At 65.8% G+C, this 26,342-nt stretch carries 19 protein-coding genes; 11 read left to right on the top strand and 8 right to left on the bottom strand.

What is annotated here, in order from left to right:
- Positions 1-125: 125 nt before the first annotated feature.
- From murL to JHD67_RS03960, 4 genes are all read right to left on the bottom strand, one after another.
- The gene (gene murL / locus JHD67_RS03945) at positions 126-1,469 is read right to left on the bottom strand and encodes a UDP-N-acetyl-alpha-D-muramoyl-L-alanyl-L-glutamate epimerase (protein ID WP_199097532.1); all 1,344 of its coding nucleotides are present in this window, start codon (positions 1,467-1,469) and stop codon (positions 126-128) included.
- A 19-nt stretch (positions 1,470-1,488) separates the two neighbouring features.
- Positions 1,489-1,722, bottom strand: coding sequence for a DUF559 domain-containing protein (locus tag JHD67_RS22265; protein ID WP_233171624.1), 234 nt, complete (start codon positions 1,720-1,722; stop codon positions 1,489-1,491).
- Positions 1,723-1,822: 100 nt separating this feature from the next.
- Positions 1,823-4,441: a bifunctional aspartate kinase/diaminopimelate decarboxylase gene (locus JHD67_RS03955; RefSeq protein WP_343214298.1), complete on the bottom strand. Its 2,619-nt coding sequence runs from the start codon at positions 4,439-4,441 to the stop codon at positions 1,823-1,825.
- A 281-nt stretch (positions 4,442-4,722) separates the two neighbouring features.
- The gene (locus tag JHD67_RS03960; protein WP_199097536.1) at positions 4,723-6,237 is read right to left on the bottom strand and encodes a fumarate hydratase; all 1,515 of its coding nucleotides are present in this window, start codon (positions 6,235-6,237) and stop codon (positions 4,723-4,725) included.
- Between the two features lie 434 nt (positions 6,238-6,671).
- On the opposite strand from JHD67_RS03960, the gene JHD67_RS03965 reads away from it, so the two are divergent.
- The 6 genes from JHD67_RS03965 (at position 6,672) to JHD67_RS03990 (ending at position 16,002) form a co-directional block, all read left to right on the top strand.
- The gene (locus JHD67_RS03965; protein WP_199097538.1) at positions 6,672-8,594 is read left to right on the top strand and encodes a S53 family peptidase; all 1,923 of its coding nucleotides are present in this window, start codon (positions 6,672-6,674) and stop codon (positions 8,592-8,594) included.
- A gap of 149 nt (positions 8,595-8,743) precedes the next feature.
- Positions 8,744-10,069: an amino acid permease gene (locus JHD67_RS03970; protein ID WP_199097540.1), complete on the top strand. Its 1,326-nt coding sequence runs from the start codon at positions 8,744-8,746 to the stop codon at positions 10,067-10,069.
- A gap of 51 nt (positions 10,070-10,120) precedes the next feature.
- Positions 10,121-10,651, top strand: a complete 531-nt coding sequence (locus JHD67_RS03975; protein ID WP_199097542.1) for a (2Fe-2S)-binding protein — start codon at positions 10,121-10,123, stop codon at positions 10,649-10,651.
- Positions 10,648-12,912 carry a molybdopterin cofactor-binding domain-containing protein gene (locus JHD67_RS03980; RefSeq protein WP_199097544.1) on the top strand — a complete coding sequence of 755 codons (2,265 nt, stop codon included), beginning with the start codon at positions 10,648-10,650 and terminating at the stop codon, positions 12,910-12,912. Before JHD67_RS03975 ends, JHD67_RS03980 begins: the two co-directional genes overlap by 4 nt.
- Positions 12,913-13,079: 167 nt before the next feature.
- Positions 13,080-15,326 (top strand): patatin-like phospholipase family protein, encoded by a 2,247-nt coding sequence (locus JHD67_RS03985; RefSeq protein ID WP_199097546.1) that lies wholly within the window; start codon positions 13,080-13,082, stop codon positions 15,324-15,326.
- Between the two features lie 91 nt (positions 15,327-15,417).
- Positions 15,418-16,002, top strand: coding sequence for a hypothetical protein (locus tag JHD67_RS03990; RefSeq protein ID WP_199097548.1), 585 nt, complete (start codon positions 15,418-15,420; stop codon positions 16,000-16,002).
- A 56-nt stretch (positions 16,003-16,058) separates the two neighbouring features.
- Here the strand turns inward: JHD67_RS03990 and JHD67_RS03995 are convergent, their stop codons facing one another.
- Positions 16,059-17,912 carry a hypothetical protein gene (locus JHD67_RS03995; protein WP_343214299.1) on the bottom strand — a complete coding sequence of 618 codons (1,854 nt, stop codon included), beginning with the start codon at positions 17,910-17,912 and terminating at the stop codon, positions 16,059-16,061.
- 123 nt (positions 17,913-18,035) lie between these two features.
- On the bottom strand, positions 18,036-18,962 hold the full coding sequence (locus tag JHD67_RS04000) for a hypothetical protein (RefSeq protein WP_343214300.1): 927 nt from the start codon (positions 18,960-18,962) through the stop codon (positions 18,036-18,038).
- Positions 18,963-19,322: 360 nt separating this feature from the next.
- Here JHD67_RS04000 and fusA point away from each other — a divergent pair, with 360 nt between their 5' ends.
- Together fusA and JHD67_RS04010 are read left to right on the top strand one after the other, a co-directional pair.
- Positions 19,323-21,362, top strand: a complete 2,040-nt coding sequence (gene fusA / locus JHD67_RS04005; RefSeq protein ID WP_199097552.1) for an elongation factor G — start codon at positions 19,323-19,325, stop codon at positions 21,360-21,362.
- Between the two features lie 135 nt (positions 21,363-21,497).
- On the top strand, positions 21,498-22,004 hold the full coding sequence (locus JHD67_RS04010) for a GreA/GreB family elongation factor (RefSeq protein ID WP_199097554.1): 507 nt from the start codon (positions 21,498-21,500) through the stop codon (positions 22,002-22,004).
- Between the two features lie 14 nt (positions 22,005-22,018).
- Here the strand turns inward: JHD67_RS04010 and JHD67_RS04015 are convergent, their stop codons facing one another.
- Positions 22,019-22,480: a cupin domain-containing protein gene (locus tag JHD67_RS04015; RefSeq protein WP_199097556.1), complete on the bottom strand. Its 462-nt coding sequence runs from the start codon at positions 22,478-22,480 to the stop codon at positions 22,019-22,021.
- 112 nt (positions 22,481-22,592) lie between these two features.
- Positions 22,593-23,060, bottom strand: a complete 468-nt coding sequence (locus JHD67_RS04020) for an SET domain-containing protein-lysine N-methyltransferase (RefSeq protein WP_199097558.1) — start codon at positions 23,058-23,060, stop codon at positions 22,593-22,595.
- A gap of 191 nt (positions 23,061-23,251) precedes the next feature.
- Between JHD67_RS04020 and JHD67_RS04025 the strand changes: the two genes are divergently transcribed.
- The 3 genes from JHD67_RS04025 to JHD67_RS04035 all read left to right on the top strand — a co-directional run bounded on the left by JHD67_RS04025 (position 23,252) and on the right by JHD67_RS04035 (position 26,331).
- A complete protein-coding gene (locus JHD67_RS04025) occupies positions 23,252-23,734 on the top strand; it encodes a hypothetical protein (protein WP_199097560.1) in 483 nt (160 codons plus the stop codon).
- Between the two features lie 39 nt (positions 23,735-23,773).
- Entirely contained in the window at positions 23,774-25,549 is a 1,776-nt protein-coding gene (locus JHD67_RS04030) for an acyl-CoA dehydrogenase C-terminal domain-containing protein (RefSeq protein WP_199097562.1), read from the top strand.
- A 308-nt stretch (positions 25,550-25,857) separates the two neighbouring features.
- Positions 25,858-26,331 (top strand): GNAT family N-acetyltransferase, encoded by a 474-nt coding sequence (locus tag JHD67_RS04035; protein WP_199097564.1) that lies wholly within the window; start codon positions 25,858-25,860, stop codon positions 26,329-26,331.
- The last annotated feature ends 11 nt before the right edge of the window (positions 26,332-26,342 follow it).

A 26,342-nucleotide genomic window follows, 5' to 3' on the forward strand; every position in this document is an offset into this window, starting at 1 on the left:
CGTAAGCGCGAGTTGCGGTAAACGAGCACGGATAGCCGCGATGGCCGCCTTGCCTTCGCGCCCGAAGCCCCACACCGCGACGCGGCGTCCGGCAAGATCGGCGATGCGCAACGCCGGGGTGTCGATCACGCGAAGAACGCCAAGGCCCGCTGCAGCCGTGCCGGGATGCGATGCTCGCCCGCCGGCTGCAACCAGGGCTCCAGTGCCAGCTCGGCGACATGGAGTTGCGGCAGGATCTCGCTACGGAAGCGCGATACCAGGGCGTCTTCCTGCCATTCCGAGCGCTCGCTCAACGCGTACATGGCCGCACGCGCTTCGGCGCCCTCGCCCACGCACTCGAACGGCTTGTGGTCCTGATATTCCAGCAGCGCATCGAAGCCCGGCGCAAGGTTCTCGTCGTCCAGCAGGTTGCGCCCGAAGATGGACAGCAAGCGCGGCTTGGCCAGGAACGGCGCCAGCGCCAGGAACACGAAGTGGCACTTGGGACACTGCCCGCACCAGCGGTCCGCCGGCTTGGGGCCGAGCAGTTTGAAGTTGCGGTTGCAGCTGGAGAACACGTCGAAGTACGGCGTGAGCCTGGCGAAGGCGCGCGTTACCGCCAGTTCGGAATACGGCCGCAGCAGCGAGCAGTAGGTAAGGTCCGCCGCCACGTGCTGATGCAGCCAATCGCCCAGCAATTGCTCAAAGGTATAGCCCTTGCTCCACTGGTGGTTGACCTGCTGGCCGTCGTACTCCAACGTCGCCGCCGATGCGGAGCGCTCGTTGGCGAAGGCGATGCTGTCGTAACCGTAGAGAATCGCCGCCACCGCCAGGATCGCCGAATTCACCGCCGTCACCGGAATGTGGCCGTTCCAGGCGCCCAGGCGATTGAGCTCGAACAGGCCCGGGGCCAGCTCGCGCTGGATGTTGAGCGTGGGCAAGCCGGTGCGTTCGGCGCAAGCGGCGATCAGCGGCGAATTGCCTACCCACACGGCAGTGGCTTCGCCGCCGATGGATTTGATTGCTTCCACCGCCACCAGCGAATCCTTGCCGCCACCGATCGGCACCAGGGTGCGGTGCGGCAGGTTGAGCGCGTGCGCCTCGGGCAGCACGTCGCCACCACGCGGGAATGCAATACGACCGCGCAGATCCAACCCGTTGCGGTACGCAAACTCGGCCAGCCCATGCAGGTAGAGCGCATCGAGCAGGTCGGCGGTGCTGCCATCCAGCGGACCACCGACTACCTCGATACGCGGTGGCACACCGGCCTTGTAGTAACTGACGCCAGCGATGAGGTGAAGCAGTTTCAGCGCCTGGTCAAAGGCAGCCTGGTGCGTGCCGGGCAACGCGGGCGCATGGGGAAAGCGCACGCGCTCGATCAGCTCCTCGCCATGATCGAAGGCGTACACCAGCTCCGCCACGCCATCGGCGTAGCTGCAACGCACGAAGCGGAATACCTGGGTCAGGCGGGGGTTGATGTTGGTTGTCACTCTCAAGTCTCCGTCGACGCTACTCCCTCTCCCATGCGGGGAGAGGGCGGGGGTGAGGGGCCGGGCTGGCCAAGGCCTCCAAAATCACCTCGAGCACGCCTTCCACGTTGTTCAGTACGTCATTGTTCCAGAAACGCGGCACGCGATAACCCTGTTGCTGGAGCTTTCTCGTGCGCCCTTCGTCATAAATCATCTGCGCGCCATGCCGACCGCCGTCCATTTCCATGACCAGGCCAGCTTCGAGGCGTTTCATTTCGAACCGTCCTGTGGAGCGGCTTCGCGAGCACCTGCCCTCCCGCCCTTTCCGGGACTCTCCCCGACCCTCTCCCCCGCAGGGGAGAGGGAGGGAAGCTTTACGCCAGGATGATCTCTTCCGCCTCATCGCGCAGGTTGTACGGCGAGGACATGACCTTGCCGTATGCACCCGCCTGGGCCACCAGCATCACGTCGCCTTCCTGCGGCTCCGGCAGGCGGCGATCGGTGCCGAGCACGTCGCCGCTTTCGCAGATCGGGCCCACCACCTGGAACAGCGAGGTGGCCGGCTCGTCGAGGCGGCTAAGGTTCACGATTTCGTGCCAGGCTTCGTACAGCGCCGGGCGGATCAGGCTGTTCATGCCCGTGTCCACGCCCAGGTAGCGGATCTGGCCATTGCCCTTGCCCTTGGTTTGCGTGACCTTGGTGAGCAACACGCCGGCATCGGCCACCAGGTAGCGGCCCGGCTCCATCCACAGCTTGTAGTGCGGATACGCCGCCTTGACCTCGCGCAGCACTTTGTCGAGCGCGGCTATGTCCAGCCGCGCCTCGCCCGGATGCGAGGGCACGCCAAGGCCACCGCCGATGTCCAGGAAGCTGATGCTGCCGATGCGTTCGGCAATGCTCGCCAACTGGCCGTAGACCTCGCCCCAGTGCCCGTCATCGAGAATGCCCGAGCCCAGGTGGGCGTGCAGGCCTCGCACGGTCACGCCATGGGTATCGGCCAGACGCAGGAAAGCGTCCAGTTGCTCCACCGGCAGGCCGAACTTGCTGCCGCTGCCACCCGTGCGCACCTTTTCGTGATGCCCCAGGCCGCGACCCAAGTCCAGGCGCAGCACCACTTCGCGACCACGGAACAACTCGCCCCACTGCTCCAACTGGTACAGCGAATCCAGCGAGAGCGTGGCGCGCGTGGTGAGCGCCCAGGCGTAATCTTCGCGCGGCGCGAAGTTGGGCGTGAACAGTAGCGGCGCTGATTCGGGCACCACCGCCATCACCGCCTTCAGCTCGCCCGGCGACACGCACTCGAAACCGAAACCTTCTTCGGCCAATGCCTTGAGGATGGCCGGGTGCGTATTGGCCTTCACCGCGTAGTGCAGGCGATCCACCGCCGCCAGCGATTTCAGCTCGCGCGCCTGTTGGCGCACGGTGGGCAGGTGATAGACGTAGCGCGGGGTGCTTTGCGCTCCGATCTTCAAAAGCTCGTCGCGACGCTCCTGGCGCCACCACGAGGCGGCCGGCGGCAGCACTTCACCGCTGCCATACAGGGCCTGCCAACTCGGACCGAACAGCGCACTGTCGTCCGTGCGCAGGGCACCGGCGGTAATCAGCAGTTCGTGCAGGTGCGGCAGCAATTCGTCCACCACGTTCTCATCCACCACGAAGGTGAGATTGAGGTTGTTGGAGGACTGCGAAATCATGTGCACGCGCAACTGACCGAACTCCGCCAGCACGGTGGACAGCGTGTGCAGCATGGAGCGCATGCCGCGACCGACCAGCGTGATGGCCGCGCACGGCGCGATCACCTTGACGCGACATACCTTGGCCAGATCGCTCGCCAGCGCGGCGAGCGCGTCGGAATCGAGCAGGTTTTCGGTGGGGTCCAACGACACCGTGACGTTGGTTTCGGCCGAGCCGATCATGTCCACCGACAGGCCGTGCTGCTTGAAGTTGGCGAATACGTCGGCCAGGAAGCCGACCTGCTGCCACATGCCCACCGATTCCATCGACACCAGGGTGATGCCCTTGCGTGCGCTGATGGCCTTGACGCTGGGGGCATGCTCACGCACTTCCGGACCGATCAGGGTGCCATCGAGCTCAGGCCGGTTGGTGTCCTTGATCAGCAGCGGCACGCGCGGCTCGCGCAGCGGCGACAGACAGCGCGGATGCAGCACCTTGGCGCCGGTGGAGGCGATTTCCTGGGCTTCTTCGTAATCCAGGCGCTGCAACAGGCGTGCGCTGGGCACCTGGCGCGGGTTGGCGGTGAACATGCCCGCCACGTCGGTCCAGATTTCCACGCGCTGCGCTTTCAGCAATGCGCCAAAGTACGAAGCAGACGTATCCGAACCGCCGCGACCGAGCAGCACCGTGCGGCCGAGTTCCTCGCGGGCAATAAAGCCTTGCGTGATGAACACGTTGCCCTGCGCGGCCAGGCGCGCGTTGAGCGCCGGGTCCGGCTTGGTCTCCACCATCGCCGAGAGCAGCTTGGTGCGCTCGTTCTGGTTGGGCAGCGCAATGGCCTTAAGGCAGTCGCGCGCATCCACCCACTGCGTGGGCAGCCCGCTATGACTCAGGAAAGCCGCGCCCAGCGCGCTGGACATCAGCTCGCCGTGTGCCTGCACCAAGGCCTGCCAGGCCAGCTCGCCCAGCAGCGAAGGACCATCCTCCGCAAGCTGTGCCAGTTCGGCCAGTCGGGCGCCGAGCGTGTCCGGAACCGCCAGCTGCATGTGATCGAGCAAGTCGTAATGACGTTGCGCGATCGCCTTGGCAGCCTCGATGCGTTTGCCCTTGTCTTCCTGTGCGCACAGTTGTTTGAGTGCGTCGGTGATGCCGGAGAGCGCCGAAACGACAACGAGCACGCGGGCGCCTTCGGCGCGGCGGCTGGCTACCAGCTCCAGAATGTTCTGCCAGCGCGGCAGGGTGGCGACACTGGTGCCGCCAAACTTCATCACGATCCAGGATGCGTCTGCAGGGAGCGACGCGGGGCTTTGCGGGTTCACGGTTACCTTCGGTAGTGGTGGTTGAAAAGACAATCTTGGAGTGTTGCGCCGCAGCAGGCGGAATGCAACCGCCACGCGCTGTCGGCGTTTGGATGGCTAAATGCGCTGGCGCATGGGAATCGTCTCAACCGATGACCCGCCGCATGCTCAGGAGGCGGCCGGTTGCCACCGACCTGCCCCGTCATGCCCGCGAAAGCGGGCATGACGAGGCGGGGTGCGTGCGGTTACCGCACCCCGCTCTGCCCTCCCCCTCGCGGGGAGAGGGAAAGAGCAACTTGGCGTTACGCCACCACCACGGGGATCTTGCCGATGCGGGCCTGCCATTCCTTGGGACCGGTCTGGTGCACCGAGGTACCGGCGGAGTCGACGGCGACCGTTACCGGCATGTCTTTCACATCGAACTCGTAGATGGCTTCCATGCCCAGGTCGGCAAAGCCCACCACGCGGCTGGCCTTGATGGCCTTGGACACCAGGTAGGCAGCGCCGCCCACGGCCATCAGGTACACCGACTTGTGCTTTTTGATCGCCTCGATGGCTGCCGGGCCGCGCTCGGCCTTGCCAACCATGCCCAGCAGGCCGGTCTGCGCGAGCACCTGCTCGGTGAACTTGTCCATGCGGGTGGCGGTGGTGGGGCCGGCAGGGCCCACCACTTCGTCGCGCACCGGATCGACCGGGCCCACGTAGTAAATGAAGCGGCCCTTGAAATCCACCGGCAGCGGCTCGCCCTTGTTGAGCATGTCCACCATGCGCTTGTGCGCGGCATCGCGACCGGTGAGCAACTTGCCGTTGAGCAGCAGCACTTCGCCGGGCTTCCAGCTGGCGACTTCTTCCGCCGTCACCGTGTCGAGGTTCACGCGACGACCCTTGCTGGCGTCGTAGGTGAGCTTGGGCCAGTCTTCCAGCGACGGCGGATCGAGTGCGACCGGGCCGGAGCCATCCAACGTGAAGTGGGCGTGGCGCGTAGCGGCGCAATTGGGAATCAGCGCCACCGGCAGGTTCGCCGCGTGGGTCGGGTAATCCTTGATCTTGATGTCGAGCACGGTGGTGAGGCCACCGAGGCCCTGCGCGCCAATGCCCAGCGCGTTGACCTTTTCATACAGTTCGATGCGCAGCTCTTCGGCCCGATTGCTCGGGCCGCGGGCGATCAGATCCTGAATGTCGATCGGCTCCATCAGTGCTTCCTTGGCCAACAGCATGGCCTTTTCGGCGGTGCCGCCGATGCCGATGCCCAGCATGCCCGGGGGGCACCAGCCGGCGCCCATGGTCGGCACGGTCTTGAGTACCCAGTCCACGATGGAGTCGGACGGGTTGAGCATGGCGAATTTGGACTTGGCCTCCGAGCCGCCACCCTTGGCGGCCACGATCACATCCACGGTGTTGCCCGGCACGATCGAGACATTGATGACCGCGGGGGTATTGTCCTTGGTGTTGCTGCGCTTGCCGGCCGGATCGGCCAGCACGCTGGCGCGCAGCTTGTTGTCCGGATCGTTATAGGCGCGGCGTACGCCTTCATTGACCATGTCTTCCAGCGACAGGGTGGCATCCCACTGCACGTTCATGCCCACCTTGAGGAAGACGGTGACGATGCCCGTGTCCTGGCACAGCGGGCGATGGCCTTCGGCGGCCATGCGGGAGTTGATCAGGATCTGCGCCATCGCGTCCTTGGCCGCCGGCGACTCCTCGCGCTCGTACGCGGCGGCGAGGTTGGTGATGTAGTCGACGGGGTGGTAGTAGCTGATGTACTGCAGGGCGTCGGCGACGGACTGGATCAAATCGTCTTGCTTGATGGTGGTCATGGCGGCTGCTTCGACTCCGGGGGGAAACGGCGCCGAAAACAGACTGTCAACGACGCACAACCCTTCTATTGTGCCGCAAACCAGCCTCAAGCCCGAAAAAATGCCCGCCAGCCCCCGGGCCACGCGACCCGCCGGACGACCGGGACACCCTTCCATCATTCTTATCTGCCAAAAGGCATAGCCGCAATTTCATGCGGAAGGATTTTGAGACAGCGCAACGATTTCGTATTTTTTTGCGCAAATCCAGTCACTTGCCGGATTCTTGCGCTCGCCGGTAGGGTCGTCTCGCCAGCACGGATATTTCAGGGGGCCGGGCTGCGCATGTTGGGGAAATGGATCAGTCGTAAGGCTCACTGTCTCGCCGGAAGTCCGGTGGCATTGCCCACGCCGCCGCACGCATCCGCCGGGCCGCTTCTACCCTGGAGAATCAAAACATGCTCTCGACCTTGCATCGCAAGTCGCTCGCGGCTTCGCTCGCTCTGCTGTTTTGTGGCTACACCACCGTATCGATGGCGGGCGCCGCCTCGCCCTCCGACCTCGGCCCCAGCGATACCAACCAGCAGGTGAGCGTCACCCTGGTGCTGGGCTTGCGCAACCAGGACTCGCTTGAGAAGTTCATCGAGAGCACGGTCACCCAAGGCAATCCGAACTACCACCGCTTCCTTACCACCGACCAGTTCGCCGATCGCTTCGGCGCCAGCGCCAGCGACATCGCGCAGGTGCAGGCCTTCGTCAAGCAGCAAGGCCTGACCCAGCTGGAGTTGCTGCCCAATCACCTGGCGATCAAGGTGAGCGGCACGGTGGGGCAGTTCAACAAGGCCTTCCAGACGTCCATCCACGACTACCGCGCGGCGGATGGCAGCACATTCCGTCGTCCCAACGCCACGCCTTCGCTGCCCTCCTCGCTGTCGGGCACGCTGGTGGTAGCCTCGGGCTTGAGCACGCAGGCGCGCTATCGCTCGCATCGCTTGAGCGCTATCGAGCCGCCGCAGCCGACCGCCGCGCTTGCACAGGCGCAGACGCTCGCCAAGAGCGCCACTGCCGCCGCGCCAGCCAGCAATCCCTGTCCGGGCAACGCCACCGCCACCTGCAAGCCGGGCGCGTTCACCGTGGGCGACGTCGCCAATCGCTACAACATCAACCCGCTCTATCGCGCGGGCATCAACGGTCGCGGCGCCACCATCGGTATCGCCACCCTGGCGGACTTCGTACCCGCGGATGCCTACACCTACTGGAGCACCATCGGCCTTCCGGTGAAGCCCAACCGCATCAAGCAGGTGCACGTGGATGGCGGCGGCCAGCTCGGCGGCGCCGCCGGCTCGGGCGAAACCTCGCTGGACGTGGAGCAGTCGGGTGGCCTGGCGCCATGGGCCGACATCATCGTCTACGACGCGCCCAACACCGACTCGGGCTTCTTCGACGTCTTCAACCAGGCCGTGTCCGACAACAAGGTGGACAGTCTGTCGGTGAGCTGGGGTTCGCCGGAGATCTTCTATTTCCCGCAGCTCAATGGCGGCGTGGACTTTACCGACGAACTGCGCGCGTTCCACCAGGTTTTCCTGGAAGCGGCAGCGCAGGGCATTTCCATGTTCGCGACGGCGGGCGATTCGGGTGCCTATGACACCGTGCGCGATCTCGGCGGCCTGCCCACCGATCCGGTGCCCCCGCCGCTCACTACGGATGCCCCGGGCTCTGATCCGTACATCACCACCGCGGGCGGCACCACCGTGCCCTTCACCTACAGCTTCCGCAAAGGACCGACCGCGTCGATCACCAAGGAATCGGTCTGGGGTTGGGATTACATCGCCAACTATTTCCAGAACAACCTCGGCATCGACCTGCTGCCCAATGTGTTCTCGGTGGGCGGCGGCGGCGGCGTGAGCGTGTACTGGCCGCTGCCGCGCTATCAGCAGTTCACCCAGGGCATCCGGCGCAGCGAAAGGAACCAGACGCTCTCGCTACCGGCGGATGGCATCAACTACACGCTGCCGGCCAACTACCGCGGCCGGAACGTGCCGGATATCTCGCTCAACGCGGACCCGGAAACCGGCTACAGCTTTGTATCCTCGACCGATGGCGCTGGCCTGCTTACCGGCGAGGGCGGCACCAGCTTCGTGGCGCCGCAGCTCAACGGCATCTCGGCGCTGATCACGCAAACCACGCACGGTCGCGTAGGCTTGTGGAATCCGCAGGTGTACGCCTTGCAGAACATCTTCGGCTACGGGCCGTATTCGGCCTTCGGGGATATCCGCTCGGGCGACAACTGGTTCTACTACGGCGCGCCCGGCTACGAGCCCGGCTCGGGCATCGGCACGCTCAACGTGACCAACCTGGCCTTGTTCCTCAGCGTGTTCTGATCGAAACGGTCTGACTCAACACAGCTCGCGTGCAACCCAGGGCCGGCGTCGCCAGACGTCGGCCCTTTTCATTGGCGAAGCGGCGCCAGGGCTTGCTGAGGGCGGGCCCAACCGCCATGCTCGCCCCATCTCCAGCATTGCAGAGTTCCATGAGCGACACCTCGACGCCCGGCGGTTACGTGCGCCGTCTCCGCCCGTTGGACGCGGCCATGATCGTGGTCGGCGGCATCATCGGCGGCGGCATCTTTCTCAATCCGTACGTGGTGGCGATGCGCACGTCGTCAGGCTTGTCGCTGCTGCTGATGTGGATCGGCGCGGGCCTGCTCACCCTGATCGGCGCACTCTGCTACGCGGAACTGGGCGCCCGGCGCCCGCATGCGGGCGGCAGCTATGTGTATCTGCGCGAGGCCTTCGGGCCGCTGGCCGGCTTCCTGTTCGGCTGGAGCATGCTGCTGGTGATCTATTCGGGTTCCACCGCGGCGGTCGCCACCATCTTCGCCAGCTACGCCACCGCTCTGTTCGGCCTGCCCGCCACGGCCACCACCAGCCTGGCTATCGGCGCGCTGGTGTTCGTGGCGCTGATCAACCTGTTTGGCTTGCGCCTGGGCGCGCAGGTGCAGAACCTGTTCACCCTGCTCAAGCTGCTGGCCGTTGCGGTGCTCGTGGTATGCGGGCTGTTCCTGGCGGGTGTGCAGGGCCAGGGCATACTGGCTACGGACCCGCAGACGGCCGGCGTGGGGTTCATGGGCGCGGCGCTGCCGGTGCTGTTTGCCTACTCCGGATTCACCTATCTCAATAACCTTGCTGGCGAGGTCAGCGAGCCGCAGCGCACCCTTCCTCGCGCGCTGTTGATTGGCATGTTGCTGGTGATCGCCGCTTACGCCCTGGTCAATCTGGCTTATTTGTCCGTGCTCGGCCACGCCGGCCTCGCCGCCAGCCGTGCGCCGGCTGCGGACGTGATGCAGCGCGTGTTTGGTACGGCGGGAGCCAAGCTGATTGCCGTGGGCGTAGCCATCTCCGCGCTGGGCTTTTGCAACATCACCCTGGTGGCGGGTGCCCGCGTGCTGCAAGTGATGGGCGAGGACGGCCTGTTCTTCCGCAGCGTGGCCCGGCTGCACCCGAAACACCGCACGCCGAACATCGCGCTGTTGTTGCTCTCCGGCTGGGCCATCGTGCTGGTGTGGTCCGGCAGCTACGGTCAACTCCTCGACTACGCCACCTTTGGCGACTGGCTGGCCTGCGCCGTGGGCGTGGGCACGCTGTTCTGGTATCGCCGCCACGACGGCGCGCAGGCGAGCTTCCGCGTGCCGGCCTACCCGCTGCTGCCACTGATTTTCATTGCCACCATCGCGCTGGTGATGGTGCAGAGCCTGCGTGCCAGCCCGGTCAATACCGGTATCGGCCTGCTCATCATGGCAGCCGGCATCCCGGTGTACCTGATCTGGCGACGCCTGTTCAGCCGCGTCACCTCCTAAGGCATGCCCTGCAATGCCACAATGGGCAGATAGAACTGGAGGCTTTCAACGATGGCGCACGCGCAAGACCAGATCCTGACGCCCCGAACCGGCACCACCATCGTGCCCGAGAAGATGCGCGATGGCGTCGATCTGGAGATCAACGGACGCTCCTACCGTCACACGGGTGACGAACAGATGCCGTTGCTGTGGTACCTGCGCGACGTGCTGCGCCTGACCGGCACCAAGTACAGCGGCGAGCACGGCGAAGGCGGCTACGACCTGGTGCTGGTGAACGGCAAGCTCGCTTCCGCCACCCATCTGCCGGTCATCGAACTGGCCGGCAAGTCGGTCACCACCGTGGAAGGGCTGGCAGCGGCCGACGGCAAATTGCACCCGCTGCAGCAGGCCTTTGTGGACGAGGATGCGATCGGCTGCGGCTATTGCACGCCCGGCTGGCTGATGGCATCGCTGGACCTGCTCAACCGCCATCCGCAACCCAGCGACAACGATATCGATCAATTGCCCAACCTGTGCCGCTGCGGCTGCCAGACTCGCGTACGCCGTGCGATCAAGCGCGTGGCCAATGGAGGCCACGCATGAGCGCCCGCCACGAGGCTTCCGCGCAGCTCTCCCGCCGCCGCTTCCTGCAGGTGCTGGCTGGCACCGCGGGCGCACTGATCATCGGTATCCCGTTCGCCGAGGCGGTGGATGCACCGGTACCGGCGGCGCTGCTGGGCGATACGTTGTACGGCCTGGGCGCTTATGTGCGTATCGATGCCGACGGCAGCGTCATCATCGGCGCGCGTGACCCCGATACCGGCACCGGCACCGCCACCGCATTGCCGCGCATCATCGCCGATGAAATGGATGCCGACTGGACCCGCGTCAGCGTGGTGCCGCTGGGCCTGGGCGTGGAAGACGACAACGGCAAGCCACGCTGGGCCTATGGTCATCAGACCAGCGGCCTGGGCGACTCCATTCCCGCCGCGTGGAGGGATCTGCGCCAGGCCGGCGCCCTTGCCCGCTGGTTACTGTTGCAGGCCGCCGCACGACGGCTCGGCGTGCCGGCCGATCGCCTGCGCTGCGAGGAAGGCAACATCATCGCCCCCGATGGACGCCGCCTCGGTTTTGGCGCGCTGGCCGAGGCCGCCGCGAAGATTGCGCCGCCCGCCACGCCGGTGCCGCTGAAGACGCCCGATCGCTACACCCTGATCGGCCAGCCGGCGGGTGATGTGGACGCGCGCGCCATCGTTACCGGCCAAGCCCTCTACGCCCTCGATAGCTACGCAGGCGACGCCCTGATCGCGGTGCTCAGTCATTGCCCCTGGACCGATGGCAGCGTGGAAAGCCTGGACACCACCGACACCCTGGCGGTGAAGGGCGTGGTCAAGGTGGTACGCCTCAAGCCGGAGGCCGGCGTACCGCTGGGCCAGACCGTACGCGCGCCGGCCATCGCCGTGCTCGCGGAAACCACCTGGGCGGCCCTGCAGGGCCGCGCCAAGCTCAAGCTGCAATGGAAGCCCGGCAGCCAGAGCGAAAGCAGCGCCTGGTTCGAACAACAGGCGGCGGACCTGGTCAACGACAAGGACGCCGCACCTACCACGCGCGTGCGCAACGACGGCGATATCGATACCGCCGGCAAAAAAGCCGCGCGTCGCATTGAGGCCACCTACGTGCAGCCCTGGCTGGCCCACGCCACCAGCGAGCCGATGAACTGCGTGGTCAGCGTGGACAAGGACAGCGCCAGCCTGGTGGTGCCCACGCAAGCACCGCAACAGGCCTGGCAGGTGGTGCAGCGCCTCACGGGCCTGGGCCCCGCGCAGATCCAGATCCGCGTGCCGCGTGTCGGTGGCGGCTATGGCCGTCGCCTGGACCACGACTTCGTCGCCGAAGCGGTGATGCTGGCCAAACAGGTCGACAAGCCGGTCAAGCTGATGTGGACGCGCGACGAAGACCTCGGCCAGGACTATTACCGCTCCGCCAGCGTGCACAAATTCAGCGCCACGCTGGATGGCAAGCGCCAGGTCGTTACCTGGAACCAGCGCATGGCGAGTGCCTCCGCGCTGGCGCAGCGCGGCGTGCCGGACAATCGCCTGTGGACGTCCGAAGTGGATGCGCATCAGTTGCCCGCCGGCCTGGTGCCCAACCTGCGCAATGACTGGTACGCACTGCCGTCGGTGATGCCGCGCGGTCCCGCTCGCGGCATGCCGCACCTGAGCAACGCGTTTGCGGTCGAGAGCTTCGTCGATGAAATCGCCCACTCGCTGAAGGAAGACCCGTTGATCACGCGCCAGCGCCTGATCGGCGCACCGCGCAGCATCGCGCTTGGCGATGGCCGCACGCTGGACACCGCGCGGCTGGCCAATGTGCTTCAGCTGGTGGCCGATCGCCTTGGCTGGAAGAACTGGCTGCGCACGGTCAATGGCTTCGGCATTGCGTGCTGGCACATCGACGGTGCCTACGTGGCGCATGCGGTGGAGGCATCCTTGCAGAGCGACCGCCTCAATATCGAGCGCGTGGTATGCGCGGTCGACGTGGGTCGCGTAATCAATCCGCTCGGCCTGGAAAAGCAGATCGCCGGCGCCACGCTGGATGCGCTCTCCACTGCGCTCAACCTGTCCATTACGTACAAGGACAGCCAGGTGCAGCAGCACAACTGGAAGGACTATCCGCTGGCAAACATGACGCAGCTGCCCGATACCGCCGAAGTGATCCTGGTACCGGGCGATCGCGACCCCAGCGGCGCCAGCTTCCTTGCCATGCCCACCGCGGCGCCCGCGCTGGCCAATGCCGTATTCCGCGTCAGCGCGGTGCGCGTGCGCCGCCTGCCGCTGATGAAGGAACTGCTGCGCATGCTGTAACCGTTTCGACACGGCAGCGCCGCGCGCTGCCGTGTCGAAACCGGGTAGACGTCATGGAATGATGGATGCTCATCGGCAACACCGTGCGCTCTGGCACGGTCCTGCCGTAGGATGCCCGCTGCGGCGAAGATGGGACGGCGCCGCCTTTACGGCTCAAAGGAACACCCATGCGCCTTTCCCTGGCCTGGTTCGCCATGCTCATGTTGCTGCCGGTGCTGCCTGCGCGGGCACAAACATCCACGGCTACCACAAGCCCCTCCTGCATCGGCTTGGTGCTCGGCGGCGGCGGTGCGCGCGGTGCAGCGCACATCGGCGTATTGCAGGTGATGGAGCGCGAGCACATTCCCGTTTGCCGCATAGCCGGCACCAGCATGGGCTCCATCGTCGGCGGACTTTACGCGGCGGGTTACACGCCCGACGAGATGGAACACATCATCTCCACCCTGGACTGGAAAGAGCTGTTCTCCGACGACCCTGCGCGCACCGAAATGCCCATGCGGCGCAAGGACGCCGACTACCGCTACCTGCTCAATTTCGAAGTGGGCTACAAGAACGGCCACATCGTTACACCGGCCGGCGTGGTACAGGGTCAAAAACTATTGCTGCTGCTGCGACGGCTGCTGATCTCCACCTGGAACGTCAACGATTTCGACCGGCTGTCGATTCCGTTCCGCGCGGTGGCTACCGACATCGTGGCGGGCAAGCCCATGGTTTTCGGCTCGGGCGATCTGGCGCTGTCGATCCGCTCCAGCATGTCGGTGCCTGGCGCTTTCGCGCCCACCCAGGTGGACGACCAACTGCTGGTCGATGGCGGCCTGATGGACAACGTTCCCATCGACGTGGTGCGCGACATGGGCGCGCAACGACTGATCGTGGTGAACGTGGGCTCGCCATTGCTGGATCGCGCGCAGCTGAGCAACCCGGTGGCGGTGCTCAACCAGATGGTGAGCGCGTTGATGGAGGAGAAGACGCGGCGCCAATTGGAAACACTCACCCCCGACGACATCCTGATTACGCCCGCGCTAGGCGACATGAGTGCGGCGGAGTTCAATCGGGGTGCCGACGCCATCGCTATTGGCCGCGCCGCGGCGGAAGCCGCGCTGCCGCGCCTGCGCGCGCTGGCGGTCGGCCCCGCGCAGTGGGACGCATTCGTGGCCCAGCATCGCAAGCGCGAGTTCGACCCGGGCTTGATCGCCTTTCTCAAGGTGGATGCCAAGCACACCGACACCGCCAAGTACGTCGACGAGCGCCTGGCCAAGGATGTCGGCAAGCCGTTCAATCCGGAGAAGCTCGAAGACCAGATCGGCAGCATCTATGGTCTTGGCAACTACCAGCAGATCGACTATCGGCTGCAACAGGATGGCGACCAGCGCGGCCTGCTGATCATCCCTCGCGACAAGCCCTGGGGGCCGTTGTACGGCAAGCTTGGTTTCCAGCTGGATGACGATTTCTCGGGCCGCAGCGAATACCTCGTGTCCGCCGAGATCACCGCCACCAACATCAATCGCCTGGGCGCCGAATGGCGCAACACCCTGTGGGCCGGCCGTCTCGGCGGCGTCGCCAGCGAGTTCTACCAGCCCTTCTGGCGCGGCGCGGGTGGTTACGTGATGCCGTATGGGCTGCTGCGCAATGAGGATTACCCGGTATTCGACGGACAGGGTAACCACCAACTGGCCGAATACCGCATCAAGCGCCGCTATCTCGGTCTGGAAACCGGCTGGTCGCCTTTCTCCAATTGGCGCGTGCTGGCAGCCATCCAGCACGGCCGCGACAGCGGCGATCTGCGTATCGGCAACCCCACCGACTTCCCGCCCAGTCGCGATGCCGACTACAGCATGGCCAAGGTCGGCATGGACTGGGACAGCCTGGACAGCGCGCAATTTCCCTCGCGGGGCGCGCGCATCAGCTTCGACTACGAGTGGTATCGCCACTGGCTGGGCGGCGGAGTGAATGCCGATGCCGTACGCCTGAATGCCGATTGGGTACCCGACCTCAGCAGCGTCGGTGACGGCCGTTACAACGTGCTCCTGGGTGTACGCATGGCCAGCACGCTCAACAACGCCACCTTGTTCGAAACGCAGAATTTCCTCGGCGGCTTCCTCAACCTGTCCGGCTATGCCGAGCGATCGTTGAACGGCAACCAGTCCGCCCTGGCTCGCGCCGTGGTGTACCGGCGCACCGGCCAGATGGACGCGATCTTCTCCACCCCGGTCTATATCGGCGCCAGCCTTGAAGCCGGCAACACCTGGGCGAGCAAGAATCAGGTGCAGCTCGGCTCGCTGATCTACGCCGGCAGCATGTTCCTCGGCGTGCAGACACCGATGGGCCCGCTGTTCCTGGGCTATGGACTGGCGCAGGGCGGCCACTCCTCCATCTATCTCACTTTCGGTTCCCTGCTGCGGCCATCGCCCTGATTGCTTGCAGGCCATCGCGCCGCGTGCACGCGGGGCTTTCCAGAATGGAGCGCCCACTTCAGGGGCGGTGCCCTATCCAGGAGCCTTTTCGATGAAACGACTGCGTGTTCTGTTTGCCATGGCCGCCAGCCTGGTGCTCGGCGCTTGCGCCTCCGTGAGCGTGACCAACCAATGGCGCGATACTTCCTGGCCCGGGCCGCCCGCATCGAACGTCGTGGTGGTGGGTATTTCGCGCAGTGACACCATCCGCCGCGTATTTGAAGACACCTTTTCCCAGCAACTGCTCGCGGCCGGCGTGCAAGCCGTGCCCAGTTACACGCAGATTCCGGCGGGGACCGACGGCACCGTAAGCCTGCGCGACCTGGTCAAGCGCAGTGGCGCCACCGCCGTGCTGGTGACGCGGGTGCAGCGCGTGGAACAGAAGGTCAGCGTGACGCCCTCCGGCCCGATGTACGGCGGCTTTTATGGCTGGTACGGCGGCGCCTGGGCGGGTACGCCGGATGTCACCCAATACGATGTGGTGACGCTGGAAACCAGCGTGTGGGACCCGCGCACCGAAAAGCTGGTATGGACGGTGACCACTGAAGCGGTGGGCACCAAGAACATTCCCAAGGCCACCACCCAGCTGGCGCAGACCTTGATTCCCAAGCTCAAGACGGACGGCATCCTGCGCTGAGCGCGTCCGTCTTGCGCGCATGATCGCCGCGGCGCCTCAGGCGAGGCGCCGCAGCCTCAATGGAATTGATCGCTGGCCGGCACCCAACTGCTGCTCGGGCGCGCCGGCATAGCGGACGGCAACGACGTATCGACATCGCAACCGGGCGGCAAGGGGCCACCCGCTACACGCGCCGCGGCGCACTGCGCGCTGTTATCCAGCTTGATCGTCGCCATGGTCGGCGCGCCCGCGCTGGGAGCCGGTGGCGGCACCAACGGCTGGCTCGGCGCCAGCTTCATCTTTTCGTAGACCACGTCATCCACCGGCTTGGCCGGCGGGTCGCCGTTGCCACAGCCGAACAGCGCCACCGGGAACAACGGCATTACCACGCACTCCACGCGCACGCCGCGCGGCAGGTGGAAGGTATGGCGAACGGTGGTCTTCTCCACCGCACGGCGTAGTGCGGTATCGATGGAGCTTTCGCCCTCCGGCGTCCAATCCTTTTCGAAGCGAGTCGCCTGGTAACCGATGTTCGGTGTGCCGTGCGACATGATCTCGGTATTGCCGTGGGGCTTGAGCTGCACATAGCTGCCATGGATGCCGTTCTTGGACTCGCCCTGCGCGTTTCCACCCGCGCTTTGCCCGTTGCCCTGCCCCGGCGGCAGCGCCAGATTGAGCCCGCTCTTTCCGGTGGCCGCCGATGACTGCGCGACGCCATTGGGCTGGCCCGGCGTACCACGGTCGCTACCTTGGGGCGTGGCATTGGGCGCACTGCTGACGCCGCTTTCGCCGGTGGCTTTGCTCGCCTCGTTGCCACTGGCGCTGGCCTGCGCGCTGGCCGCGCTTTGCGCCGCGTTGGCGCTGGACGGCGCCGAGGCCGCGGAGGGCTGATTGGCCGGCTCCGCCGCCGGCAGCTCCACTGAAATCTGCGGACGCGCCACGCTCGGCTGGTTGTCCAGGGCAATGGCGGCAGGCGCCACGGTTTGCAGGCGGGGCGCCTGCGGATGCTCCAGGCTCGGTTGCGGCTGCGGCGGCAACGGCACCGCCTCCAGCTCCGCTTCGGCCGCGCGAATGGCCTGGGCTTCCACACGCGGCTGTTCGCGGGGTACTACCGCGGTCACCGTGCTGGGTTGTGGTTGCAGGTTGACCGTGGGTGCGGCTTGCGCGGGCAATGGCACCGCCTGCATCTCCGGCTCCGGCGGCGCGGCTGGCAGCTCCGGACGCGTCACTTGGGCCACGCTCGGACGCGTATCCACCGGCGCGGGCTTCTCCATGGCGATGGTGGGCACATTGAGCTGGGGTGCCGACTGCGGGGGCACCTCAGGAATGGCCAGCGACGCCGGCGGCGGTTGCGGCTGGTTACCCTCGATCTGGGGCTTGCGCACCGGCTCGGGCTGGAACTTGGGCGGCGCTGGCGGCGCCGTCGGCGGTGTTTCCAAAGCGACCTGCGGCGGTTCGGGCGCCACCGGCACCGGCTGCAACTGCTCGGTCGGCGCCGGCTTGGGCAGGCTTACCGGCGGCAACGGCGCGGCGGTCATGGTGGGCTTGGGTGCGCTGGCCTTGGGCGCCATGGCGATCACCGGCGTCTGCACAGCCGGCACCGGGATGGGCGCCATCTCGGTATTCGTTTGGGTGGACGAACTGCTACGTCGTGCCGTATGCGGCGCATCGCTGGCATTGCCGCGATGCACCGGCCCTACCTGCTTGGGCGGTGTGCCGCGCACCGGCGGAGGCGGCGGCGGTTCTTCCTTGGGCTTCTCGATCAGGCGCACGACCAGCGGCGGACTTTCGTTGTCCGGCTCCTCCAGTTCATAGGCCGGCCCCAACACGATGCCGACCAGGAACCCCAAATGCACCAGCAGCGCGCCGACCAGCGCGAGAATGCGCAGCCAGCGTTCGCGCGGCCGCTCCGTGCGGCGGCGGCGATACACAAAGGCGGACTCCGCCGCCGACTTTGGCGATGGCAGTGTGACTGTCAGTCGGCGCGAAGATTCCCTATCCATGGGCGAAGTGTAACGGTCGCCAGCGACTTTCTGAGCAGCGACGAGCTAGGCTCAGCCGCCGCCTTGCGCTCCTTGCCGGTGTGCGCGCTCTTGCATCTCCGCATCCACCGAACGCGTAGGCGTATCCACCGGGCACCCCTGGGGCAAGGGCTTGTCGGCGCGATAGAGGGCGATGCACTCCTCCACACTGGGCGCCTTGGGCGAATTCACATCCGGCACCAAGGCGTTGGCTGGCGCCATGTTGAGGCGCATGTCGCCGCTCTTGCTCGACGGCGGTGGCGGCGGATCGCCGCCGCAGCCACCACCCAGCGCTAACAACGACACCGAGCAATGAATGCGCACGCCCGGTGCCACATGGAAGGTGTGCTTGACCGTGCTGCTGTCCACCGCGCGCTTGAGCGCATCATCCACACTGCTACCACCGCCCTGCGACCAATCCTTTTCGAAGCGCGTCGCCTTATAGGGAACGGGGGTGCTGTGCTGCATCAGCTTGGTGTCGCCCTGTGGGCCATGCGACACATAGCCAGGCTGTTCCGGCGTGGCCGGTGGGGTCGACGACAGCAGCGGCTGGCCCTGCGCATCGAATAACGGGGGTGCACTGGCCACCGATACGGCAGGGGCTGGAGCCGTGGCGGGCAGGCTTACGCTCATGGCGTTCTTGGACGGTGCCTCATGCACCGGCGGTGGCTTGGGCGCTAGCGGCGGGGGCGGAGGCGGCACCTCGACCGGCGGCGCGGCGGCGACGCGGGCCGGGCGCGGAATCAGCCGTACCAGCAAGGCGCCGGTGCGCACGGGCGTTGGCTCCGAGGGCCGCAGCCAGTGCATTTCATGCCAGGTCAGCAACGCAAACAGGACGTGGAGCACCAGCACGATGCCCAACACCAGCCAACGCCGCCGCCGCTGGGGCGGCATGCGTCGCCAGCGCAGCTCGTGCAGCAGCGCGCGCGTGGGTCCATCGAGGGGCGCCAGCCCACGCACATGGCTGTCGGGCGGCGTCCAGCGATGGTGTTCGACCTGCTCGGTACGTTCGATGTGGGTGCCCTACAGTCCAGCCGGGGATAGGCGCGGTCGGCGTGAATGACGACCGGCGCAGATGGAGACTTCTGCTGACAAGCAAGAGCCACCCGAGGTTCCCCGCAGTGCAGCTTGACCCTGGCAGGCAATGGTTCAAGGCTATACCGACGGTCGTCCCTGACCGTACCCGCCATGACCGCCCCCGCGTCCTGCACGCCTGGACGACCATGACGGCCCGCCATCGTCAGCCGCCAGCGCGGCGTCGTGCGGCGCCGCAGGTCATCGCCGGCACGATTCCGCGCCCTTGCATGGGAGGGTCGCATCGTGTCGTACACCACGGAAAACATCCGCAACATCGCGCTCGCCGGACATGCCGGCGCCGGCAAGACCAGCCTGTTCGAAGCTTTGCTGCATGCCGGCGGCGTCATCCAGACCCAGGGTTCGGTAGAGCGCGGCAGCACGCAATCGGATACCGATGAGCAGGAAAAAGCGCGTGGACACTCCATCGATACCGCCGTCGCCAGCGTCCCCTTCGGCGAAAGCCGCATCAACCTGATCGATACCGCCGGCTACGCGGATTTTCGCGGGCCGACGTTATCGGCCTTCGGCGCGGTGGAAACCGTGGCCATCGTCGTGAGCGCCATCAACGGCATCGAATACGGTACACGGCGCATGATGGAGCGCGCCGCCGAGCGCGGCGTGGCGCGCATCATCGTCATCAACAAGATCGATACCGACGCGGCCAAGGTGGGCGCCCTGGTCGACGCATTGCGCGAGGAATTCGGTAATCAATGCCTGCCGGTCAACCTGCCTGCCGATGGTGGCAAGCGCGTACTCGACTGCTTCTTCCATAACGAAGGCACCACCGATTTCTCGTCGCTGCACGAGGCACACCAGCGTATCCTCGACCAGGTGGTGGAGATCAACGAATCGGTGATGGGCCACTACCTGGACGCGGGCGAAGAAGCACTCAGCCCCAAGGAACTGCACGATGCGTTCGAGCAATGCCTGCGCGAAGGCCACCTGATTCCCATCTGTTTTGTCAGCGCGCGCAGCGGTGTCGGCGTGAAGGAGCTGCTGGAGCTGGCCGATCGCCTGCTGCCCAACCCGGCGGAGGGTAACGCGCCGCCCTTTCTCAATGGCGAGGATGAGCCGATCACGGTCAACGCCGATCCCCGCCAGCATGTCATCGCCGACGTGTTCAAGATCGTCAACGATCCCTTCGTGGGCAAGCTCGGCGTGTTTCGCGTCTGGCAGGGCACGATACGGCGCGATACCCAACTGTTCATCGACGACAGCAAGAAGCCGTTCAAGGTCGGCCATTTGTTCCGCCTGCGCGGCAAGACGCATGAAGAGATCGAGCAAGCGATTCCCGGCGACATCGCCGCAATCGCCAAGATCGAGGAAATGCATTTCGACGCCGTGCTGCACGACTCGCACGATGAAGACCGCATCCATCTGCTGCCCATGCGCTTTCCGCAACCCATGTTCGGCCTGGCCTTGGAACCCAAGCACAAGGGCCAGGAACAGAAACTCTCGCAAGCACTATCGCGACTGGCCGAAGAAGACCCCTGTTTCCGCGTGGAGCATCACAAGGAACTCAACGAAACCGTAGTGCGTGGCCTGTCCGATCTGCACCTGAAGATCATGCTGGAACGCATGAAGGAGCGCTACGGCGTGGAGGTGCTGACGCACCCGCCACGCATTGCCTATCGTGAAACCATTGCCGGTCACGCCGATGGCCATCATCGGCACAAGAAGCAGACCGGCGGCGCGGGGCAGTTCGGCGAAGTGTTCCTGCGGGTGGAACCGCTGGATCGCGGCGCTGGCTTTGAGTTCGTGGATGCGGTGAAGGGTGGCGTGATTCCCGGTCAGTTCCTGCCCGCCATCGAGAAAGGCGTGCGCCAGGCGATGGAGATCGGCGCCGTCGCCGGCTATCCGATCCAGGATCTACGCGTCACCGTGTACGACGGCAAATACCATCCTGTCGACTCCAAGGAAGTGGCCTTCATCAGCGCCGGCAAGAAAGCGTTCCTGGATGCCGTGGGCAAGGCGCGCCCTATCGTGCTGGAGCCGATTGTGGATGTGGAGGTGGCCATACCCGAGGGCAGCGTGGGCGACGTCACCGGCGGCCTCGCCGGCAAGCGCGCGCGCATTCTCGGTACCGATTCGCTGCGCGGCGGTGAACTGGTGATCAAGGCACAGGCACCCTTGGCGGAACTGGTGGACTACCCCACCGAGTTGAAGGCCATGACCGGCGGGCGCGGCCGCTACAGCCTGGACCTCAGCCACTACGAGCCGGTGCCCGCACTCGTGCAGAAGCAGCTGAGCGAAGCCTGGAAACCGCACCTGGACGACGACTGACCACACCCCTGCACCCGTGCGAACGCGGCGACGCGTGCCCGTCCGCGCGCACTGCATGCGCCTTGTGGCACGCCCCTCGCGTCGCCATGTGCATGAGTACACACACGCCGAGCGATGCGGCGTTGGAGGCATGCAATGAGCCGCTCCTTCGTTAAGGACGCGGACGAGTCCGTCGGCGAACGGCTGCCGGATATCCCGCTGAGCGAACACCCCAACTATGTGACGCCGCGCGGCCTCGCCCTGCTGCGCTCGCGCCTGGTGACGCAGCGCGAGCGGCGCGACGCCTTGCGCGCCAGCGGCGACACGCTGCCGCAACAACGCGAGCTGGCCGAAGTGGAGCGCGAGCTGCGTTGGCTGAATGCGCGCGTGGGCAGCGCCATCGAAGTGGATCTGGCGCAGCAGCCTCGCGACCGCGTGGCTTTCGGCGCGCGGGTCACTGTGGACAGTGAAGAAGGCCCGCTGCGCTATCGCATCGTCGGCGAGGACGAGGCCGACGTAGAGCACGGCCGGGTGAGCTACGCCTCGCCGCTCGCCAAGGCCCTGCTGGGCGCTCGCGTGGGCGAGGAGGTGGTATGGCCGCGTCCGGCGGGCGACGTCACCGTGGAAGTGGTGGCGATCGACTATCCGGCCGACGCGGACTGACTCAAGCGCTGGGTTTACTTTGGCGCGCCAGCCGGAGCATTCACCAGCACGTCGTCATCCTTGCTCCAGGCCGGCGTGGTGATGGCGTAGAAGGTGAGCGTTTCGCCCTTGCTGGCGCGAATGGAGCGCACCACCGAAGGGGGCACCAGGATGTAGTCGCCCGGGCCGACCGCATGCGGCGTGCTACCCGTCCACACTTCGCCGTGACCGGTGAGGATGAAGAACGATTCCTCGCCAACTTTGTTGTGACTCCACGCGCTGGCGTGGCCGGGATCGAGCTCGAACAAGGCCACGCTGCCCAACGCCGAGCGCGCCTCCATCGGCGCGGCGCGGCCGGTGAGTTCCTTCAGGCGGATGCCCGGCGACACGGTGACGAACGGCAGGTCGGCCGGCGAGATCACCTTGGCGGTGTCGGCGGCCTGCGCGGTGCCGATCACGCTCAGGCCCAGCAATACCTTCAGCAGCGCTTTCTTCATGGAAAACCGTCTCCAGGCACCACGACATCCATCGCGGCGCCTCGCTTGGGATTCAGGGACAACGCCTGACCACGCCCTATCGCGCGGCCAGCAAACCGGCTCGCCGATGACCTCAGCGCTTGGCCTTGAGCAACGTACCCGTGCAATTCTTCGAGCCGCACAGGCACTTCCACAGTTTCTTCAGGCGCGCGGTGTGTGGCACGTCCAGCGTAATGCCGTAGTCGTAGGTCAGCTCTTCGCCCGGCTTGATGTTGCGGATGGCCTCGATCAGCACGCGATCCTTGCGCGGATTGCCCTCGGCGTTTTCCTCGATCAGTGCCTGGCAATTGGGGTCGCAGCTGTGGTTGATCCAGCGCGCCGTATTGCCCTTGCGATTGGCGTCGATCAGGTACTCGTCGTTCAGCGTGAACAGGAACGTATGGCCCGTTTCGCCGCCATCGCCGTACAGCACGTCAGCTTCCGCGTGGGACATCAGCGTGCCCTTGTACTCGATGATTTCTTCGCCCTTCTTGATCGGGGCGACGGCAAAAACGCCATTGCCGTGAATGGGCGAGCGGCGGGCAACGATACGTCGGGTCATGGGCGAACAACGCTGAAAGGAGAGCAAGCGATGATGCCTGTTGCGCTGCGCAATGGGAACCTCTGGCGCCGTGCGGGCTCCATCACTCGAGCGTGATCGCATACACATTGAGATCGCCCCTTGCCTGCGCCCCCGTGGACAGACGGCAAGGTCATCCTGCTAAGATTCAAACAATCGTTTGAGGTGAACCCATGGGACGACTGCTGCGCTGTGCGGTGCTTCTTGTTCTGGTAGCCGGGCTGGTGGCCTGCGGGCCGCCGCGCAAGAGCGTGTTTCCGCCGACGGTAAGCATCCAGGAGATGACCACCCAGCCCAATGGCGAGTGGCGCATCACCCTGCGCATTCAGAACAACAGCTACGGCAGCATGGATTTCCACACCATCGACGGCACGCTCAAGGTGGCCGAGCTGGTACCCGTGCGCCTGCATACCGGCTTTGACCTGGATATCCCGGCGTTCGCCGCCGATGTCACCCAGATCACCCTGCTGCCCACCCCGGAAATGAGCGCCGCCCTCCAGGCCGCCGCCGTCAAAGGCAGCGCCGGCAGCGTGCCGTACAGCGTCAGCGGTACGGCCAACGCCAAGCCCGAGCAGGAGAAGGACGCTCGGGATTTCGCTTTCCACGGCAACGACTGGCTGTCGCCGGTGCCGGGCATCCCCAACACCTGGCGCTGATCTTCCAGCGCCCCGCATCACCACCGAAGGAACTTCGCCATGACCATCTACAAGGCCCCGCTCGACGACCAGCGCTTCGCCCTCTTTGACGTGCTTGGCGCCGAAGCCGTACTCACCCAGTTGCAGAATGGCGAAGGCCATACGCGCGACCTGCTGGACGCCGTGCTGGAAGAAGCCGGCCGCCTGAGCGAAGCGGTGCTTGCCCCGTTCAATGCCAGCGGCGACGCCGAAGGCTGCGTGTACGACAAGGCTACCCAGACGGTGACCACGCCCAAGGGCTTCAAGGAAGCCTTCAAGGCCTTCGCCGAAGGCGGCTGGACCGGCCTCACCCAGGGCGAGCACTTCGGCGGCCAGGGCCTGCCCAACACCATCGGCACCGCCACCACCGAAATCTTCCAGTCGGGCAACCTTTCGTGGAGCCTGTACCCGCTGCTCTCCGAAGGCGCCTGCCACGCGATGGAGCTGCATGGCACCGAGGAACAGCAGAACACCTACCTCAAGCCCATCGTGGAGGGCCGCTGGACCGGCACCATGTGCCTGACCGAGCCGCAGGCCGGTTCGGACCTGGGCCTGCTCAAGACCCGCGCCGAGCCCGGCGAGAACGGCAGCTACAAGATCACCGGCACCAAGATCTTCATCAGCGCCGGTGAGCATGACCTGGCCGAGAACATCATCCATCTCGTGCTGGCCCGCCTGCCCGACGCCCCGGCCGGTAGCCGCGGCATCTCCATGTTCATCGTGCCCAAGTTCAAGGTGAACGCCGACGGCTCGCTGGGCGCGCGCAATGGCGCCGCCGCTGGCGCCATCGAGCACAAGATGGGCCTGAAGGGCTCGGCCACCTGCGTGATGAACTTCGACGCTGCCGAGGGTTACCTGATCGGCCAGCCGCACAAGGGCCTGGCCGCCATGTTCACCATGATGAATGCCGCACGCCTGGGCGTGGGCGTGCAGGGCCTGGCGCTGTCCGAGCGCGCGCTGCAGAACAGCCTCAACTACGCGCGTGAACGCCTGCAGGGCCGCTCTCTGTCGGGCGTGAAGTTCCCGGAGAAGCCGGCCGACAACCTGCTGGTGCAGCCGGACGTGCGTCGCATGCTGCTCACCCAGCGCGCCTTGGTGGAAGCCTCGCGCACGCTGCTGCTGTACACCTCGCTGCAGACCGACGTGGAAGCACGCGGTGCCGACGAAGCCACCCGCAAGGCCGCCAGCGACCTCGTCGCCTTCCTCATCCCCATCGCCAAGGGCGTGGTGACCGAGCTGGCCCAGGAGTGCACCAAGGAAGCGCTGCAGGTGTACGGCGGCCATGGCTACATCGGTGAGAACGGCGTGGAGCAGTTCGTGCGCGACGCCCGCATCATCACCCTGTACGAAGGCACCACCGGCATCCAGGCCGCCGACTTGCTGGGCCGCAAAATCCTCCAGCTGCAGGGCGCGGGCTTCAAGCTGTTCGCCAAGGAAATCCAGGCGTTCTGCCAGCAGCACGCGCAGGATCCGGCCCTGGCTGGCCTGATCGGCCCGCTGGCCGCTTACACCAAGGAGTGGGCCGACCTGACCGTCTCGCTGGCACAGCGCGTGATGGCCAATCCGGAAGAACTGGGCGCCGCCGCCAACGACTATCTCTACTACTCCGGCTACATCACGCTGGCCTATATGTGGGCCCGCAACGTGGCCGCGCTGGCCAACAGCAGCCAGCAGGAGTCGTTCAAGCAGGCCAAGCGCGACACGGCGAAGTTCTACTTCGCACGCATCCTGCCGCGCTGCCTGATGCACAAGGCCGCCGTGGAAGCAGGCGTGGATACGCTGCCGGCCATCGCCTGAGGCGTGCTTCGTTGCCACTGATGGAGCACGGAGCGGCCCCTCGATGAGGGGCCGCTTTTTTGTAGGCCGTCGTTTCGCGGGCAGCAATGCGCCGGCGGGATGGGGTTGGCCTGGCTGTTGCCGGAACGCGGTGGTAGCAAGCGCTTCTTCATTCCCTCCTACACCCTCATCCCTGCGAAGGCAGGTATGACAGCTTGGATGTGGGTGACGGCGTGGCTCACACCCGACGCCGGCCCTAGGGGACTACCATCCCGCGCCCGCTTGGGTGTAGAAACGGCAAACCTCTTTCGCTGTCCGGTCAAGCCCGCATGAGCGATGCCACGTACCTGATCCGCCTCGCCGAGGACGATGACGAATTCATCCTTGGGCTGGTGCCCCGTTTCGTGGATTTCACCCTGCCGCCCTGGCGGCGGCGGCACGAATGCATCGACGGCATCCGCAAAGAACTGCTGCGCCACCTGGAAGACCAGCCAGCCAACAGTTACCTGTTCGTGGCCGAAGACGACGATGGTGAACCGGCGGGCTTTATCCACCTGCAGAAAACGCAGGATTTCTTCACCGGGCGCAGCAATTGTCATATTTCAGACCTGGCCGTGGCTGAGGAATACGAGGGGCGCGGCGTGGGTCGGGCCTTGCTCGACCATGCCGAAACCTGGGCCCGCGAGCACCGTTGCCAGTTGGTGACGCTGGCCGTGTTTCCCGGCAACGAGCGGGCACGCGCCGTCTACGAAAACGCGGGATACGCAGCCGACCTATTGCGGCTCGCCAAACCCGTTCGCTGAGCCAGCCACCC

Source organism: Dyella sp. ASV21, from assembly GCF_016428975.1.
In the GTDB taxonomy this organism is placed as follows: Bacteria; Pseudomonadota; Gammaproteobacteria; order Xanthomonadales; family Rhodanobacteraceae; genus Dyella.